A 17,354-nucleotide genomic window follows, 5' to 3' on the forward strand; every position below is an offset into this window, starting at 1 on the left:
TCCTTTGGCCAAATGAATAGTCATAAGCGCTACATGATTAGGATCGCCTTTATCGCCATCTAAATCAGTTGCTAAGGCCACATCTTCTAAAAACTCTGCTAAAGAACCTGTACTGTCTGCAACTTCAATTTGCCCTTCAACAAAATCCTTTATACCGTTTAACAACTCCTGAACATTATCCATCCTAGTGACACCTTCTGGGGTGCCATCTTTATTAAGCTCTCTAATTAAGCCACTAGATTTTGCAACATGCTCTGCCAATTCAAAAGCATTTGCCTCTTGATTCATGACCTTGTAGCTTTCTATCAGTGTCACAAAGTCTCGAAGCTTATTTTTAGTGCCATTATTAATATTGACTGCTTCGTTGTCAATATTCTTCATGATGTCGTAAATGGTCTTACCAGTGGCATTAGCAGCTACAACAAGACGATCAATCGTTGTTTGACCTATACCACGCCCAGGGTAATTAATAACGCGTTTAAGAGCTTCCTCATCTGATGAGTTTAAAATTAGCCTAAGGTATGCCGTAACATCTTTAATTTCTTTACGCTGATAAAAAGAAAGACCACCATAGATACGGTATGGAATATCTCGTTTTCGGAGAGCATCTTCAATAGCACGTGATTGCGCATTGGTTCGATACAAAACGGCAAAATCACTATTTGCTAGCTGATTATTCATTTTAGTTTCCCAAATGGTACTGGCAACATAACGCCCTTCATCACCATCAGTCATGGAACGATGTACAATGACCTTCTCACCAACTTCATTAGCCGTCCAGACAATTTTATCAAGTTTAGTTTTATTGTGTTCAATGACTGAATTTGCAGCACCTACAATCATTTTCGTTGAACGGTAGTTCTGTTCCAGACGATAAACTTTAACACCATCATAATCCTTTTGAAAATTTAAAATGTTGTTGATATTTGCACCACGAAAGGCATAAATACTTTGCGCATCGTCGCCTACTACACAGATATTTTGAAAACGATCAGCAAGGGCTCTTACTATAAGATATTGAGAGTGATTTGTATCCTGATACTCATCAACTAAGATGTACCGAAATCGACTTTGATATTGCGCTAAAACACTTGGAAAACGGGTTAGTAGTTCGTTTGTTCTTAGCAATAGATCGTCAAAATCCATGGCACCTGCTTTAAAACAACGGTCTACATATTCCTTGTAGATATCACCCATTTTTGGGCGTCGCGCCATAGCATCAGCTTCCATCAATTCTGGATTATTAAAATAAGCCTTAACTGTTATGAGGCTATTCTTATAAGAAGATATACGACTATAGACTTGTTTCGATTTATAAATATCCTTGTCTAAACCCATTTCCTTTATGATAGATCCAATGAGTTTTTGAGCATCTTGAGTATCATAAATCGTAAAATTACTCGGAAATCCAAGGTGATGCCCTTCAAAACGAAGAATCTTTGCAAAAACTGAATGAAAGGTTCCCATCCACAGATTTTTTGCTTCACTGTCGCCAACAATATCTGCGATACGCCCTTTCATTTCACGAGCAGCCTTATTAGTAAAAGTAAGTGCCAAAATATTAAAAGCATCCACACCTTGACTCATTAAATAAGCAATGCGATAGGTTAGGACTCGTGTTTTACCAGATCCAGCGCCAGCGACCACTATCATTGGTCCATCCTTCTGCAAAGTTGGTGCTAATTGCGCTTCATTAAGTTGACTTAAATACTGTTCCAAAAGCTCATTTTTTCGAACTGTGAAAATACGCATACTCTAAGGTTTTTCAATAGCTTTGAATCATTAATTATAAACAATCTATTAAAAGAATTGTTTCGCTAAATTTCAATATCTTAGAGGCAAATAATAAAATGATATGAAGGCTATTATTGCATTTTTATTACTTACACTTTCAATTAGTTACGCTCAAAATTCTGTAGAGCAAGATATTATTGATATCGAAGACAAATTAATTGAATGGCGCCGTCACTTTCATCAAAATCCTGAGTTATCAAATCAGGAATTTAAGACTGCCAAAAAAATAGCAGAACATCTGGAATCATTGGGCTTAGATGTGGAAACCGGAATTGCGATTACAGGCGTAGTTGGACTTTTAAAAGGGGATTTACCGGGTAAAGTTGTAGCATTAAGAGCAGATATTGATGCATTACCAGTTACCGAACGAAATGAGTTACCATTTAAATCCGAAGTAAAAACTACCTTTCTTGGTACCGATACAGGAGTAATGCATGCCTGTGGGCACGATACCCATACAGCCATATTAATGTCTGTCGCCGAAGTACTTTCTAAACATAAAGACCAAATAAGAGGCACTGTGAAGTTTATTTTCCAACCAGCAGAAGAAGGTCCGCCGCCAGGAGAAGAAGGTGGTGCAAAATTGATGATTAAAGAAGGGGTATTAGAAAACCCAAAAGTCGATGCCATTTTTGGACTCCATATAAACGCTCAAACTCCAGTAGGTATTATAAAATACAAAACTGAGGGTATTATGGCGGCTGTGGAACGATTTGTAGTTAAAGTTCAAGGTAAACAAACTCATGGTTCTCAGCCTTGGTCTGGAGTTGATCCGATTTATATTTCAGCAAAAATTGTTGACGGGTTTCAGTCGATTATTTCACGAGAATCCTATTTAATTGATGCACCAGCTGTTATAACCGTTGGAAAAATATCTGCAGGTACGCGTTTTAATATCATACCTGAATCTGCAGAAATGATTGGAACGGTAAGAACACTCGATCCAGGTATGAGAACCTTAATTATGAAGCGAATGAATGAAATGGCTGCAGATATTGCAAAGGCTTATGGAGGAACCGCAACAATAGAATGGCAGAACAACACTGTCGTAACTTTTAATGATGTTGATTTAACCAATCAAGTATTACCTTCCTTACAAAAGGCAGCCGGTAAAGAAAATGTACAACTCATGAAAGCGACCACTGGTGGTGAGGATTTTTCTTATTTCCAAGAACTAGTTCCTGGTGTTTATTTCTTTATTGGTGGCATGACACCTGGAAATGAAGAACCATTTCCACATCATACACCTGATTTTAAAATCGACGAAAGTGGCATGCTCTTAGGAGTAAAAGCATTAACACAATTAACTTTAGATTATTTAAACAACTAATCTATGGATTCAATTTTGGAATTCTTGAATCAAATCCCTTGGTGGTTATGGATTATTATAGCCATTCTGCTTATAGCGCTAAGAGACGTCTTATTTCAAAAATCAAGCACCATAAAACATAATTTCCCAGTTTTAGTGCATCTGCGTTACCTTCTTGAGAGTATTGGACCAGAAATGCGACAGTATTTTGTTGCTAACAACAGAGAAGAGTTACCCTTTAATCGTATTGAGCGCAGCTGGATCTATGCCTCTGCTAAGAACGAAAACAACTATGAAGGCTTTGGTACAGATAGAGATATTTTTTCGCATCAGCATATATTTATCAATAATGCCATGATGCCTTATAAACTCAGTGACACTCATCCTAGTAAACTTGATAAAACATTTGCGCCTTGCGCTAAGGTTATGGGTGCATATAACAAGCGTAAACGTCCCTATCGCCCAGCCTCAATAATAAATGTTTCGGCTATGAGTTTTGGTTCATTATCAGCCAAAGCCATAGATTCCTTAAATAAGGGAGTAAAAATAGCTGATGCCTACCATAATACTGGAGAGGGTGGTTTATCCCCTTATCACAGTAATGGTGGAGATGTTGTTTTTCATTTTGGTACAGGTTATTTTGGAGTACGATCTGAAGATGGAGGCTTTTCGATGGAAAAAATGGTAAAACTTGTGGAAGACAACCCATTTATTAGAGCTATAGAAGTTAAATTATCGCAAGGTGCTAAACCTGGTAAAGGCGGTGTTTTACCTGGTAAGAAAATTACTAAAGAGATTGCTGAAATTAGAGGTGTTGAAATTGGAAAAACCGTACTATCCCCTCCTAATCATAAAGCCTTTTCTAACGTTGCTGAGTTGGTAGATTTTGTTGAAGCCATTGCTGATACTACAGGCTTGCCTGTTGGTATTAAAGCAGCTATTGGAAAGCTTGACGAATGGGAAGAGTTAGCAAGCATTATGGAAAAAGAAAATCGTGGTCCAGATTTTATAACTATTGATGGAGGTGAAGGTGGTACTGGTGCTGCACCACCAAGTTTTGCCGATCATGTATCATTACCTTGGATTTATGGTTTTAGCGATGTTTATAAACTATTTCAAAAGCACAATCTTACTGAGCGTGTTGTATTTGTAGGCAGTGGTAAGTTAGGATTTCCAGCAAAAGCTGCTATGGCCTTTGCTATGGGAGTTGATTGCATTAATGTGGCAAGAGAAGCTATGATGAGTATTGGTTGTATTCAAGCTCAAATTTGCCATACCAATCGTTGTCCAGCAGGTATTGCCACACAGAGCAAATGGCTACAAAATGGTATTAATGTACCGCTGAAGTCGGAGCGATTGGCGCAATACTTTAAAACCTTTAGAAAAGAGCTAATTGAGATAACGCACGCTGCAGGTTACGAACATCCTTGCCAGTTTAATATGAATGATATTGAAATGAATGTGGATGATCATAACTTAACCAAGAATTTTGATCAAACATTTCGTTACCAAAAAACACCAGTTCCTTTTAAAAGTATGCAACATTTAAAAGATTGTGTTTATCTTGGTGGACAAAAGAACAATTAACTTTATGGAGCAACAACTGATCAATCTTTTAATGTACACCATTCCTGCTTTAGTAACAGGAGCCATTGCCTATTTATTTTTTAGAGAACATGTAGAAAACGAAAATAATAGAAGAAACTTTTTAATCACTAAAGACCTACAGAAAGAAGCCTTCCCAATACGCTTGCAAGCCTACGAGCGCATGTCTCTTTTTTTAGAACGTATTGCACCAACTAAACTATTAACTAGAGTTAATCCAACTTCCTCAAATAAAGATGATTATGAGAATTTACTTGTATCAACTATTGAACAAGAATTTGAACATAATTTATCACAGCAAATCTATGTGAGCGACCAATGTTGGAGCATTATTATGGCTGCTAAAAATGCAACTATTCAATTGATACGAAAATCAAACATGAATGAAAAAACAGACACCGCTGATAAGTTGCGTGAAGTCATTTTAACAGAGCTTATGGATAAACAAGCACCAAGTAGCGCAGCGCTTTCTTTTATAAAACAAGAAGTTGGTGAACTTTGGTAGTTTTTAACTTCATTTACTTATTAAACACAACTTGACTTTAACCTTGACTTTTATTTATTGCAACTAAGTTGCAATAAATATTAAATAATTATCTTTGGCTTAGATTTTTATTTTAAAACATGATCTCAAAGTTGAAATTAAGATCCGCTACAGCAACAAAGAATTGGTCGATAAGCTCCTCTTCTAATGACCTAAAAAACATTTTCAAGAATGAAATTAATGTTGCAATTCAAAATAGAGATATTAGTCACTTAAGCAATGAAATTAACAACCTCCTAAAACTAGATATTAATATAAAATTAAAAGGAAATGCAAAAACTATCTTCAAAGAAATCAACAACTTAATTGATTCAGATGTTAATACGTTGGTCTTAAAGGATATTGAATACCTTCTACTGCTTTTTTCTGAGCTTACTAATTCTCAAGATTTACATCTGTATTTAGCCACTATTAACACAAATATGTGTCGAAGATTTCATGCGGATAATAACGATTTAAGGTTATTATGCACCTATAGCGGACCTGGTACAATATGGCTTACTCAAAATAATATAAACTTAAAAGCTCTCAATTCTTATAAGAGTAATGAATCAATTGTTATTGATAAAAGTAAAATTCAGCAAGCAAAAACTGGTTCTGTCGTAATACTTAAAGGATCTAAATTTCATAAAACGAGTAATAATGCCGCGGTGCACAAAAGTCCAAGTATCGAAAATTTAAATCAAAAGCGATTACTTTTAAGATTGGACACGGATAGATTTTTAAACTTTTAATTAAACCAGCATAAATTAACAATTATGATTTCGAATGAAAAACTTCCTGTTACTGTATTAAGTGGTTTCCTAGGCGCAGGTAAAACAACTTTACTCAATCATATACTTCATAATAAGGAAGGGTTAAAGGTAGCAGTTATTGTCAACGATATGAGCGAAGTAAATGTTGATGCCGAATTAGTTAAGAACGAAAATACACTTTCTAGAACAGAAGAGAAACTCGTAGAAATGAGTAATGGTTGTATTTGCTGTACATTGAGAGAAGATTTAATGGTAGAGGTTGAACGACTAGCTAAAGAAGCCCGATTTGATTACTTGCTAATTGAGAGTACAGGAATTAGCGAGCCTGTCCCTGTTGCCCAAACATTCACTTTTATTGATGAAGATAACAATATTGATTTATCTAAATTCAGCTACATAGATACTATGGTAACGGTTGTAGACGCCTTTAATTTTTTTAATGATTTTGGAAGCCCAGAATTGCTGTTAGATCGAAAGCTTACCGATATGGAAGGAGACCACAGAACAATAGCTAACCTATTAACAGACCAGGTTGAGTTTGCCAATGTTATCGTTTTGAATAAAACAGATCTAGTCACTTCAGAACACCTAAGTAAATTAAAAGGTACTATATATACCTTAAATCCATCAGTACAAATAATAGAATCTAGTTTTAGCAAAGTAGCTCCTGAGAAAATCCTTAATACACGTCTTTTTAATTATGATGAGGCTGAAAAAAGCGCAGGTTGGATAGAGGAACTTAAAAAAGACGAACATACTCCAGAAACCGAAGAATATGGCATATCATCATTTGTATTTAAGTCTAAAAAACCATTTGATCCAGATCGCTTTTTAAACTTTAGTCGAGATTTTCCAAATTCAATTATTAGAAGTAAAGGTTTATTTTGGATGGCCTCAAGACCTGACCAAGCACTAATTTGGGGACAGGCAGGAGGTTCGCTTAATGCTAAACATGCTGGTGTCTGGTGGAGCAGTATGCCTCTAAAAAAGAGAATGCAATTTGTGGCATTTGTTGAAAATCAGGATATCATAGAAGAAAACTGGTCCAAACCTTTTGGCGATAGAAAAAATGAAATTGTTTTTATAGGACAAGGTATGGATAAAGAGAAAATCGTTTTCGACCTTAACCGTTGTCTTTCAACAGATGAAGAACTTGCGACTTTGAAATGGAAATTAGGATATGAGGATGAATGGCTTTCTATTAATAGACCACCTAGTTCTTTTTAAAAGATGCAGTCTTATAATGTTCTACAAACAAAATAAACAAGCCCCAAGCAGCGCAGCACTCTCTTACATAAAACAAGAAGTGGGAGAGCTTTGGTAGTTAACCAGAATGTTTCTTCTCAGCATAATCATAACCCTGTTTCCACCATTTTACCATGAGACGCTTACTAAAGATTAATGAGTTTTCGGTAAGACTTATTGGCGTGTAGTAAAGGTTAAGTTTAACATTTTTATTTTTTGCAGCCAGCTTTCCAATGACAATATCGTTGCGTTCTACCTGGTCGAGTAAATGCCCAAATAAATTCATCATTAAAGAGAATGGATTCTTGCCAAGAACCCGTTGCTTTCCCATATTTTCAGCCTCTAGAACAATAGCATCAACCTCAGTAGCACCACGTTCTATAGCTTCACGAATTGGAATAACACAACCTAAGCCTCCATCTGCATATTCATAACCATTCACTTTAGCTAAAGACATAAATGGTATATAATTACAGGATATCCAAATCCAATTGCAAAATTCTTCATACGTACAATCGTTAATTGACTTGTACTCTACCCGATTCATTGACAAATTAGAAACGGTAACAACCACATCATGTTTAGTGTGCTTGATCTTTTGATATTCTTCTCTTGTAAAATTTCGTTTTATATTTCGCTTTAAAGCCTTACTCTCACCAAAGGTGCGTTTCATTTTTATGAATTGCCATAAGGAATTCACAAAATCAATTGACACATATTCCCTATCCCCTTTTTTGCGCTGTACAAAGGGACTTACACTAAATATATCTTGTTGCTGCACATTAGTAAAAATATCATAAAGTTTAGGAATATCATTTACAGCCAATTGCGGCAATAACAAACTTCCGGTAGAGGTGCCCAAAAACATATCGTAGTTGCGCTGTTCGTTTTGCATAAGGTATTGTGCTACACCTCCTGCAAAGGCTCCTTTACTTCCTCCACCAGATATAACTAGTGCTCGCATTATTCCTTGTTTTGTAGTTTTTGAGATAGTTCTTTTGAAAACTTAACCAAACGCCAATTGTGATGTGTTTTCGCATTATCTAAATTTATTTGACAACGCTCGTCGCATGAGCGCATTAAATCCAAATACTGAAATGCTTTAATTCTAAGATTTGCATCATAACGTTCATTAGTATAACTTAATAACTCTTCGTAAAGTCCTTGTTTATTATCGGCCTGATAAAACGGAGTATTAAGATTTAAAACAATCCAAAGCAGTCTTACATTTTTATCACTAAAACCAATTACATTCCTGGTTTTTGATAAGTATTTTGCGCGATCTTCAGGAAAACTAGACCACAAATTATACAAGGCATTCTCAATAGTAACATAAGACTTATCATCTAACAAAGTTTCATAATCTTCTTTTAAAGCCTTAGGTATTTTAGTAACATATTGTGAAATAGCCTGACGCACCTTAAAACCATGCTTAAAGGTATCTTTAGTCACTAATTCTGGCATTTGTGATATGACTTTAACCTTAGCTTCATCAGAAACATAGTATTTCAAATAGTCTGAACATTTAGATGATTTTGCTTGACAATCTACCATGAGATATTCATTTATAAATGTGGATTGATTCTGCAGAAGGCCAAAAGCAGCATCAACTGGAAATTCTTTTTGCTTAATCCAGACACTAACAAAAGTCTTCAGAGATGTACCATACAAGGCTTCAACTTCATTAATAAAATCAGCTGTCTTTACAGAACTGAACTGATATTTTATCAAATAGTTCTTAACCGCCTTTTTAAAGACTGTATCACCAACCAAAGATCTCAAAGCATGTAAAACCCATGCCCCACGCTGATAGAACGTTAAACTACTTGATTTTGGATTTAACAGTGATGTACCACTGCCAGCAATATCCTGGCGCCCTAATTCAACCGCAGACTCATAAAGCTTAAACATGTAATGGTTATCTCCAAAAATATCTTTCTCAGCTAATAACGCATAGTAGGTAGCAAACCCCTCCTGTAACCAATGGTGTTCTCCAGAAGTTGCTGTAACAAGATTACCAAACCACTGATGCGCTAATTCATGAGCATTTACATTGATGTAATTTCTGTCATTATAACCAATCTCATCAACCACATAAGCATCTGAGAAAATGGTACATCCTGTATTTTCCATTCCTGCATATAAAAAATCATGCACTGGCACTTGCTTATAGTTTTGCCAAGGGTAATTAACACCTATTTCTTGTTCTAAAAAATCAAACATTCGTTTAGAGTAACGATAGGTAGGCTCCACTTTTAATGAGTCTTCTGGATAGTAAAAGTATTGAAGCGGCATGCCGCTTTCAGAATGCTCTGTAATGGAATTATAACGACCTAATGCCACAGCAACTAAGTAACTGGACATAGGTTTCTGCATGTCGTATTCCCATAGAATATTGCCCAAGTTATCTGTTTTTGATTTGAGAACTCCATTGGAAATGACCTCATACTGCCTTGGAGCGACGAATTTTAAATCAAATTCAATCTTATCATTAACATCATCAATACTTGGCAACCAATTACTAGTGTACTTCCCTTGACCTTGTGTCCAAATTTGATTTCGACCCTCATTTTCCCAACCTAAAAAGTACATGGCCTTCTTTGGTGCATTATTAAAAATAAAGCTCAGTTTTGAGACTTCACCTGCTTCGAAATCACTGTAGACAATAAGCTTTTCACCATCATTTTTAAATATTACAGCTGAATTATTGAGTGCTACATGTTTAAATTCCATATTCACTGCATCTAAAAAAATGGAATCGGTTTCTTTTAAAATTTTAAAATCCACCTCATAAGCATTATAAGTTGTACTGTCCACCGCTAATTGATTAAAAACCAATAGCGCTTCAACACGTTGAAAATCTACAATATTACTTTGCTGGCCGTAGGAGATAACGAATGAAAGCAGTATGAAAGCAACAAGACTATTTTTCATATTAAATACAATACAAGGATAACGCCAAAGTACAAATTTTAATGCATCAAATACAGCATACACTTACAGTTATCTAATAATAAAATCACTTCAACGAATTAACAGAAAACCATCATATTTAAACCTTTCATTAACAGTACTTTTGCACAAATTTATAAAAATCAAGGTCATGAAAACCTTTTTAGTTCCTATTAGCTCATTAAGAGAAAAAAAAGCAACCATTCTTTATGCTATTGACTATGCTAAGGCTGTTGGTGCAGAAATGATTTACGGTATCCAACTTCACGAAATCGAAGAAGAAGATCATTTAGAAGACATCATGGCGCATGCAAAACAACAAGACATTGCCATAAACTTTAGATTCTTTGAAGGTGACAACTTAGATTACATCAAAGAATTTTGCGCAGACTATAATGTCGATTTAATTGTTGCTTCGGCCAATACTCCCAAAACTAGTGACACTAAATTCTTAGATAATCTATCGGGAAGTATTGTTAAGAAAACAGACATGCCAGTACTTTTAATTCCTGAAAATTTTGAGTACAAGGGACTAAATAATGTTTTAACTGCCATAAAATCTGGTTTAGTAGACGAAAGCGCGTCTTTAAAACCATTAGAACAAATGCTTATAGAAACTAAAGCAGAAATGACGCTTTTACAAGTAAAAACACCATCATACCTTCCTGAAGACTTAATGTTTGATAAAGACCTAGCTATTTTAACTTCTAAATATTATTCTTCCGAAAATGCCACATTATATCAAGGAGTACTGGAATATATTCATGTTATAAATCCAGACCTTATCTGTGTTTTTAGACGCAAACGTGGCTTTTTTGAAAAACTATGGAGTGATGTTACCTTAGATCATACTGTAGATAAGGCAGACTTCGAGAGTCGAGTTCCACTTCTAGTCTTAAAAGGAGAACAGTAGTTAAATACAAATTAAATTCAAGACTATACCTTCGTCGGAATTTGGTAAATTCGCTCTATGAGCGTGAATTTACAAACCCCTATTGATTATCTTAAAGGCGTTGGTCCTAACAGAGCCGATTTATTGCGCTCTGAGCTAGGCATTCACACCTATCAAGATCTCATTAATCTATTTCCAAATCGCTATATAGACCGCACTAAGTATTACAGCATTAATGAGTTACAACCTAACAATGCCGAAGTTCAAATTATTGGTCAGATTACAGGTTTTAGGGAAGTTGCTCAAAAACGTGGTAAACGCTTAGTTGCAGACTTTAGAGATGACACCGGTCTTATGGAACTTGTTTGGTTTAGAGGTCAAAAATGGGTTCGTGAGAGTATTAAAATTGGTCAGACCTATGTTATTTTTGGCAGAACCAATTGGTTTAGCGGCAAATATAATATGCCACATCCTGAGATGGAATTGCAAACTGAACATGAAAACAATTTACGTTCTGCCATGCAAGCCATTTATCCTTCAACTGAAAAGCTGTCTAATAAAGGCATTAGCAATAGAGTAATTACAAAAATGGTGCAACAATTATTTTTGGAGACCAAAGGACAATTTACAGAAAGCTTATCTAAATCGGTTAGAGGTGAATTAAAATTATTATCCAAATCAGAGGCACTTTTTAATATCCATTTTCCAAAAAATCAAAGCCTCTTATCAAGAGCCCAATCCAGATTAAAATTTGAAGAATTATTCTACATTCAATTACAATTAATTCTTAAAAACCTCATCCATAAATCAAAAATTAAAGGCTTTACATTTGATAAAGTCGGAGACTATTTCAACACCTTCTATAACGACCACTTACCATTTGAGCTTACCAACGCACAGAAGCGTGTTCTTAAAGAAATTAGGTCTGATTTAGGTAGTAATGCGCAAATGAATCGTCTTTTGCAAGGAGATGTTGGTTCTGGTAAAACTATTGTAGCCTTTATGTCAATGCTCATGGGACTTGACAACGGTTTTCAATGCTGTTTAATGGCACCTACTGAAATTTTGTCAGTCCAGCACTACAATGGATTATATGAATTATGTAATTCGATGAATATCAGCATTTCAATACTAACTGGATCAAGTAAAACTTCAGAACGTAAAGAAATTCACGAAAATCTTGAAAATGGCAGCTTACAGATCCTTATTGGTACGCATGCACTACTTGAAGATAAAGTAAAATTTAAGAATTTAGGTTTGGCAATTATTGACGAGCAACACCGATTTGGAGTTGCTCAACGCAGTAGATTATGGAAGAAAAACACCTCTCCTCCACACATCCTAGTGATGACTGCAACACCAATTCCGAGAACCTTAGCAATGTCTGTTTATGGTGATCTTGACATTTCTGTAATTGATGAATTACCTGCTGGAAGAAAACCTATAAAAACGGTCCATAGATATGACAATAATCGTCTTAAGGTTTTTCGTTTCATGAAAGATGAAATTGCTAAAGGGAGACAAATTTATGTCGTTTATCCTTTAATCCAAGAGAGTGAAAAAATGGATTACAAAGATTTGATGGATGGCTACGAAAGTATTTCACGAGAATTCCCAACTCCGAATTATCAGATTTCAATTGTACATGGCAAAATGAAAGCCGCTGACAAGGAATATGAAATGGAACGTTTTGTTAATGGTAAAACCAATATCATGGTGGCAACTACAGTTATAGAGGTTGGAGTTAATGTGCCTAATGCTTCTGTAATGATCATTGAGAGTGCTGAACGTTTTGGTTTGTCTCAATTGCATCAACTTCGTGGACGAGTTGGGCGTGGTGCAGAGCAAAGTTACTGTATCTTAATGACAGGACACAAGTTAAGCAACGATAGTAAAACACGATTAGAAACTATGGTAAGATCTAGTGATGGTTTTGAAATTGCAGAAGTCGATCTTAAACTTCGGGGACCTGGCGACATTATGGGCACACAACAAAGTGGTGTTTTAAATCTACGCATCGCAGATATTGTTAAAGATAAAGATATTTTAGAATGCGCGCGTTACCATGCAAAGTTGGTTTTAAGGTTAGATCCAACTTTAGCTTTACCTGAAAACAAAGTTATTCTAAATACCTACCAACAGATGAGTAAGTATCGTAACATCTGGAACTACATAAGTTAGTTTAGCACCACTGCTAGCCTACTAACAACATTAAAAAATTAAAAGAAAAAAGGCCTAGCACCAACAACAACCAGACCTTTCTAAAAACACGACTGTGCATGTTTCTGCTGATGAATATCTTTATAAGGCTCCTAACTCTTTGAGGTTCTTTTCCGAATTCGCTTTTACATTAGCCGAAGGATTTAAAGAGAGTGACTTCTTAAAATGCTTAATAGCCACTTTATGATTCCCTTTAGCTTTGTAGGCTTCGCCCAAACTATCATACCAGTTGGCATTATTAGGATCACTCTTTACATTCATATTAAAATACTTTAAAGCTCTATCATAATCTTTTGCAGCAATCATAGCATAACCCATGCTATTAATTTGATTTGGTGTTGCAAGCTTCGCGGCTTCATCCATTGTAGAACCAAATCCTCCTAAATCACCTTTTTTTTGCAGTATTTGCGCCTTTATAACTAATCCGTTAAAGGTCTTCTGACTGAAAAACTGCCCTTCTAATGCCGAATTTATCCAAATAAGTGCTTCATCCAAATCCCCTCCATTATTTAGTGAAAAGTTGGCAGCTTGTTCCCAATTTTGACTTGTAAATCCTGTCGATCCTTTAAATTGTGAGCGTATATCATCCAGTACAATCTTGGTAACATCCACTTCAATTTTAAACGGAATCGCCTTCTTTTCCCACTTTAGAGCAGCCAAAGCAGAAGTCTTATCTACTTCATCAAAGTCAAAGGTGAGTAACTCAGTGTAATCTATATCTTTAAGCTTTACATCTACTCTTAGTGCATCGTTATCAGGATCGTAGAAATAACTTCCCCAAGCATCTTTATCTGTGGATAAAATAATAGTGGCATTGTCCGTGTCCTTTACATTAACATGGAACCCATAAGTACCAGCAGCAATGGCTTTACCTTCAACTTTAGCATCATGTGTAAACGTAATGGTTGTATTCTCATTGGCACCAGCACGCCAGGGGGATGCTGTAGAGGTTCCAAATCCTAGATTGTTCATTCCAAAAGGTACTAATTTCCCCCATACTTCGCGACCATTAACACTAGGTCTAGAATAGGTAATAGTAATATCTGTTGTACCTACGCGTTGCATTACTGAAGCCATTTGGCTACCACGCGGTGTAGTGAGCTGCGCGCTAGCCTTTAAAGACACAAAGAGTAAAACGCACATTACAGCGTTCGCAATTATTGTTCTCATGATTATATTGTTTTAATTAGCCGTACTACCAAATTAGACCGATTTTAAAAGCAGCACTGTTAGGGACATGTTAAAGAATCCAGCAGTAGTGTTAATTAACGTAATCTTAAGACAATGAGACACATACCTCAATTTCCATAAAACTACTATCTTAGACGCACCAACCTAAAAAATATATGCTCACCAAACTCGGACAAAAATTTACAGACGGTTTTACCAAGTTCATGCCAAGTGCATATGTGTTTGCCCTAATTTTAACATTGCTTACTGGGATTTTAGCTTTAAGTCTTACAGATAGTCAACCTATTTCAATTTTAGAAGGCTGGTACAATGGTTTTTGGGATTTACTATCCTTTGGCATGCAGATTGTCCTCATTATCATCACAGCTTATTGCATTGCACAGTCCTCTCCAGTAAAAAGTGGTATAGACCACGTTGCTAGACTAATTAGAACGCCCACTCAAGTATATGTAATCATTATAGCTTTAGGCGCTTTACTATCTTTAATTAGCTTTGGTTTGGTGGTTATAACAGCCATTTTAGGTAGAGAGTTGGCGTTGCGCATCAAAGGCATCCACTACCCCTTTTTAGTGGCCTGCGTTTACTTTTCATTTAATGGCTGGGTTTGTGGACTATCCAGTTCTATAGCATTGCTATTAAACACTAAAAACAACTTCTTAATAGATAAAGGTATTTTAACTGATGTCATTTCCACAGACTTTACTCTAGGATCTATTTTAAATTTAGCAATGATTGGTTTGTTTGTTGTGGTATCACCTATTTTAATATGGTTACTTATACCAAATATAACCGAAGGTAAGGAATTAAGGGACTTACAGACCTCACTATACGACGAGGAAGATTCAGTCAAGGATGAAGCCTTATCCTATAAACTTCCTTTTCGAGCACTATCTGACCTACTTAATAATGCAGGTTGGTTACAAATTACAGTGGCATTATTAGGTGTAAGCTACATTGGCTATTACTTTTATAATCATGGCTTTGAACTCAACCTTAATATCATGATATTTATTTTCCTGATTTTAGGTATGCTCTTACACATGACACCTATGCGCTACAGTATTGCTATGAAACGGGCCAGTAGTAATATTTCTGGAGTGTTGTTTCAGTATCCATTTTATGCAGGGATAATGGGTATTATGCTGGCATCAGGGTTAGGAGAAACGATAAGTAATGTTCTAGTGTCTATTGCTTCACCAAAGAGCTATGCGTTTATATCTTATATCACAGGTGGTGTTATTAATTTTGCTATTCCATCGGCAGGTGGCGAATTTGCCGTTATTGGCCCAAGTATTATTACCATGGTGCAGGAATTGGGGACCAACCTCCCGGCTGCCGAAGTCACAGCTATGACAGCAAGAGCATCAATGTCTGTTGCTTATGGCGAAAGTTTAAGTAACTTACTACAACCCTTCTTTTTATTGATTATATTTCCGGTAATGAGCAAAGGCATTAAAATACAAGCTAGAGATGTCATTGGTTATCTTTTTATACCTTTTATAGTTTTATTTGCGACACAGGCCTTAATGGTTACATATTTACCACTTTAATTTACAATTTGACCCAAAAGACTGATTATCTCAACCTTGCTCTTTGTTGCATTTTTAGTATGCACTTAGGCCGTTTAATGACGTGAAACTGCGTTTGGCAGGATAGTGTGCAATATTTAACAATCTTAAGAAAATTTAGCTATTAGTAAAAAAACCAAGAATTATTACATGACTAGAGTGAATTTGACCTATTTGAAAATTCCATCTAAATTTTTATCGAAACATACGCACCCACTCCTAAAGATAAAAAAGAGCTTTTGGAGTATGCTGCTGGCAACTATGAACTTAACATAGCATTGACTAAATGCACTTTGGAACGAACCATTTTATCTCAGCAATTTTTATGTAACTTGCCGTCATACTCACTGCGTGAAGCCCTTCTTTTAAAAACAATATGAAGACAAACTTTTTTCCAATATTTATAGCACTGATTCTAATGCTAGCTTCTTGTAATTCTGAATCTAAAAAGAAAGATAACAACGATTTGGCTATAGAGCCATTCTGGAATTTAGAAAAAGCTAAAAAACAAGCATTAGATTTTAATTCGTCTGACACTTGGGACACAAAAACTCTTGAAATGGAAATCGGTTATATTGATGCCCTAACGTCGTTAGACTTCCCTTTTTTTACTTCGCCATTTCCAACACCGGAATATGAATCTCCTGGCAATGGGAATAGTTCGATTGAAACAGAAATTGGTGGTAAAAAAAATCATCGGACACACAGTCATAATTGGTAGAGGAGAACATAGTGAGCATCTATTCAAAACTATAACTGATGAATACATAACCTACTTTACCATTTTGACCATAGCAGACAGCTTGAAAACTGAAAACCCTGTTATAGCAACTTCAAGAAATCACCCACATTATTTAGCACAAGGGAGTTTAAATAAATCAAGTAAAAGCAGAGTTGATTGGGTTGCAATTCAATTAGCAGACAAAAACGCATATAGTATTGTAAATGCACGGATTTTTGATTTAAGAGTTGGACGTTTGATTTTGGTTGCTCCTCAAAAAGATGGTTCAATTCGCTTTTATCAAACTCAAGCACCAACGATGAATTTAAATGAGCGAGAAAAATTTATTGAAAATTTGAAAACTCAACCAAAAGCAATTGCGTTTTTTAGTGACCACAACAACATCTGACAACACCCTGAAGCAACAATACTCATAAGCAATACCCTATGTATTGGTTAATATATGTCAAAAACATAAATAAACAACAGCGTTTATGTAAAGATCAAAGAGTTTTGAGTTATGAGTAAAGACAGCTTAGTATTAGCCTCAAAAAAGTT

14 protein-coding genes are annotated in these 17,354 nt (G+C 35.6%); 10 read left to right on the forward strand and 4 right to left on the reverse strand.

Going from position 1 to position 17,354, the window contains the following annotated elements; all coding sequences use genetic code 11:
- The coding region (locus tag HRU49_RS05035; protein ID WP_296354862.1) for a UvrD-helicase domain-containing protein at positions 1 to 1,719 on the reverse strand (1,719 nt) is incomplete at its 3' end.
- A gap of 136 nt (positions 1,720 to 1,855) precedes the next feature.
- On the opposite strand from HRU49_RS05035, the gene HRU49_RS05040 reads away from it, so the two are divergent.
- From HRU49_RS05040 to HRU49_RS05060, 5 genes are all read left to right on the forward strand, one after another.
- The gene (locus HRU49_RS05040; RefSeq protein ID WP_296354800.1) at positions 1,856 to 3,124 is read left to right on the forward strand and encodes an amidohydrolase; all 1,269 of its coding nucleotides are present in this window, start codon (positions 1,856 to 1,858) and stop codon (positions 3,122 to 3,124) included.
- 3 nt (positions 3,125 to 3,127) lie between these two features.
- Positions 3,128 to 4,690 (forward strand): FMN-binding glutamate synthase family protein, encoded by a 1,563-nt coding sequence (locus tag HRU49_RS05045; RefSeq protein ID WP_296354803.1) that lies wholly within the window; start codon positions 3,128 to 3,130, stop codon positions 4,688 to 4,690.
- A gap of 4 nt (positions 4,691 to 4,694) precedes the next feature.
- On the forward strand, positions 4,695 to 5,213 hold the full coding sequence (locus tag HRU49_RS05050) for a hypothetical protein (RefSeq protein WP_296354805.1): 519 nt from the start codon (positions 4,695 to 4,697) through the stop codon (positions 5,211 to 5,213).
- A gap of 131 nt (positions 5,214 to 5,344) precedes the next feature.
- A complete protein-coding gene (locus tag HRU49_RS05055; protein ID WP_296354806.1) occupies positions 5,345 to 5,986 on the forward strand; it encodes a DUF1826 domain-containing protein in 642 nt (213 codons plus the stop codon).
- A gap of 24 nt (positions 5,987 to 6,010) precedes the next feature.
- Complete coding sequence (locus HRU49_RS05060; RefSeq protein ID WP_296354808.1) at positions 6,011 to 7,234, forward strand: GTP-binding protein; 1,224 nt, start codon at positions 6,011 to 6,013, stop codon at positions 7,232 to 7,234.
- Between the two features lie 97 nt (positions 7,235 to 7,331).
- Here the strand turns inward: HRU49_RS05060 and HRU49_RS05065 are convergent, their stop codons facing one another.
- Both HRU49_RS05065 and HRU49_RS05070 read right to left on the reverse strand, forming a co-directional pair.
- Positions 7,332 to 8,216 (reverse strand): patatin-like phospholipase family protein, encoded by an 885-nt coding sequence (locus HRU49_RS05065; protein WP_296354810.1) that lies wholly within the window; start codon positions 8,214 to 8,216, stop codon positions 7,332 to 7,334.
- The gene (locus HRU49_RS05070; RefSeq protein ID WP_296354812.1) at positions 8,216 to 10,186 is read right to left on the reverse strand and encodes a M1 family metallopeptidase; all 1,971 of its coding nucleotides are present in this window, start codon (positions 10,184 to 10,186) and stop codon (positions 8,216 to 8,218) included. Before HRU49_RS05070 ends, HRU49_RS05065 begins: the two co-directional genes overlap by 1 nt.
- A 169-nt stretch (positions 10,187 to 10,355) precedes the next feature.
- Between HRU49_RS05070 and HRU49_RS05075 the strand changes: the two genes are divergently transcribed.
- Both HRU49_RS05075 and recG read left to right on the forward strand, forming a co-directional pair.
- Positions 10,356 to 11,117, forward strand: a complete 762-nt coding sequence (locus HRU49_RS05075) for a universal stress protein (protein ID WP_296354814.1) — start codon at positions 10,356 to 10,358, stop codon at positions 11,115 to 11,117.
- Positions 11,118 to 11,174: 57 nt separating this feature from the next.
- A complete protein-coding gene (recG, locus tag HRU49_RS05080; protein ID WP_296354816.1) occupies positions 11,175 to 13,277 on the forward strand; it encodes an ATP-dependent DNA helicase RecG in 2,103 nt (700 codons plus the stop codon).
- Positions 13,278 to 13,397: 120 nt separating this feature from the next.
- Here the strand turns inward: recG and HRU49_RS05085 are convergent, their stop codons facing one another.
- Positions 13,398 to 14,486: a DUF2911 domain-containing protein gene (locus tag HRU49_RS05085; RefSeq protein WP_296354819.1), complete on the reverse strand. Its 1,089-nt coding sequence runs from the start codon at positions 14,484 to 14,486 to the stop codon at positions 13,398 to 13,400.
- A gap of 176 nt (positions 14,487 to 14,662) precedes the next feature.
- Here HRU49_RS05085 and HRU49_RS05090 point away from each other — a divergent pair, with 176 nt between their 5' ends.
- From HRU49_RS05090 to HRU49_RS05100, 3 genes are all read left to right on the forward strand, one after another.
- Positions 14,663 to 16,057 carry a TIGR00366 family protein gene (locus HRU49_RS05090; RefSeq protein WP_296354821.1) on the forward strand — a complete coding sequence of 465 codons (1,395 nt, stop codon included), beginning with the start codon at positions 14,663 to 14,665 and terminating at the stop codon, positions 16,055 to 16,057.
- A 394-nt stretch (positions 16,058 to 16,451) separates the two neighbouring features.
- A complete protein-coding gene (locus HRU49_RS05095) occupies positions 16,452 to 16,796 on the forward strand; it encodes a hypothetical protein (RefSeq protein WP_296354823.1) in 345 nt (114 codons plus the stop codon).
- Positions 16,797 to 16,860: 64 nt separating this feature from the next.
- A complete protein-coding gene (locus HRU49_RS05100) occupies positions 16,861 to 17,205 on the forward strand; it encodes a hypothetical protein (RefSeq protein ID WP_296354825.1) in 345 nt (114 codons plus the stop codon).
- Positions 17,206 to 17,354: the final 149 nt, after the last annotated feature.

The sequence above is a fragment of the Winogradskyella sp. genome, assembly GCF_013213975.1.
Lineage (GTDB): Bacteria > Bacteroidota > Bacteroidia > Flavobacteriales > Flavobacteriaceae > Winogradskyella.

What these genes read in the sequence shown, in the direction of transcription:
- HRU49_RS05085 (WP_296354819.1), bottom strand. Translation starts at nt 14,486, where the DNA reads ATGAGAACAATAATTGCGAACGCTGTAATGTGCGTTTTACTCTTTGTG.
- HRU49_RS05050 (WP_296354805.1), top strand. Translation starts at nt 4,695, where the DNA reads ATGGAGCAACAACTGATCAATCTTTTAATGTACACCATTCCTGCTTTA.
- HRU49_RS05040 (WP_296354800.1), top strand. Translation starts at nt 1,856, where the DNA reads ATGAAGGCTATTATTGCATTTTTATTACTTACACTTTCAATTAGTTAC.
- HRU49_RS05070 (WP_296354812.1), bottom strand. Translation starts at nt 10,186, where the DNA reads ATGAAAAATAGTCTTGTTGCTTTCATACTGCTTTCATTCGTTATCTCC.
- HRU49_RS05060 (WP_296354808.1), top strand. Translation starts at nt 6,011, where the DNA reads ATGATTTCGAATGAAAAACTTCCTGTTACTGTATTAAGTGGTTTCCTA.
- recG (WP_296354816.1), top strand. Translation starts at nt 11,175, where the DNA reads ATGAGCGTGAATTTACAAACCCCTATTGATTATCTTAAAGGCGTTGGT.
- HRU49_RS05095 (WP_296354823.1), top strand. Translation starts at nt 16,452, where the DNA reads ATGAAGACAAACTTTTTTCCAATATTTATAGCACTGATTCTAATGCTA.
- HRU49_RS05075 (WP_296354814.1), top strand. Translation starts at nt 10,356, where the DNA reads ATGAAAACCTTTTTAGTTCCTATTAGCTCATTAAGAGAAAAAAAAGCA.
- HRU49_RS05045 (WP_296354803.1), top strand. Translation starts at nt 3,128, where the DNA reads ATGGATTCAATTTTGGAATTCTTGAATCAAATCCCTTGGTGGTTATGG.
- HRU49_RS05065 (WP_296354810.1), bottom strand. Translation starts at nt 8,216, where the DNA reads ATGCGAGCACTAGTTATATCTGGTGGAGGAAGTAAAGGAGCCTTTGCA.
- HRU49_RS05090 (WP_296354821.1), top strand. Translation starts at nt 14,663, where the DNA reads ATGCTCACCAAACTCGGACAAAAATTTACAGACGGTTTTACCAAGTTC.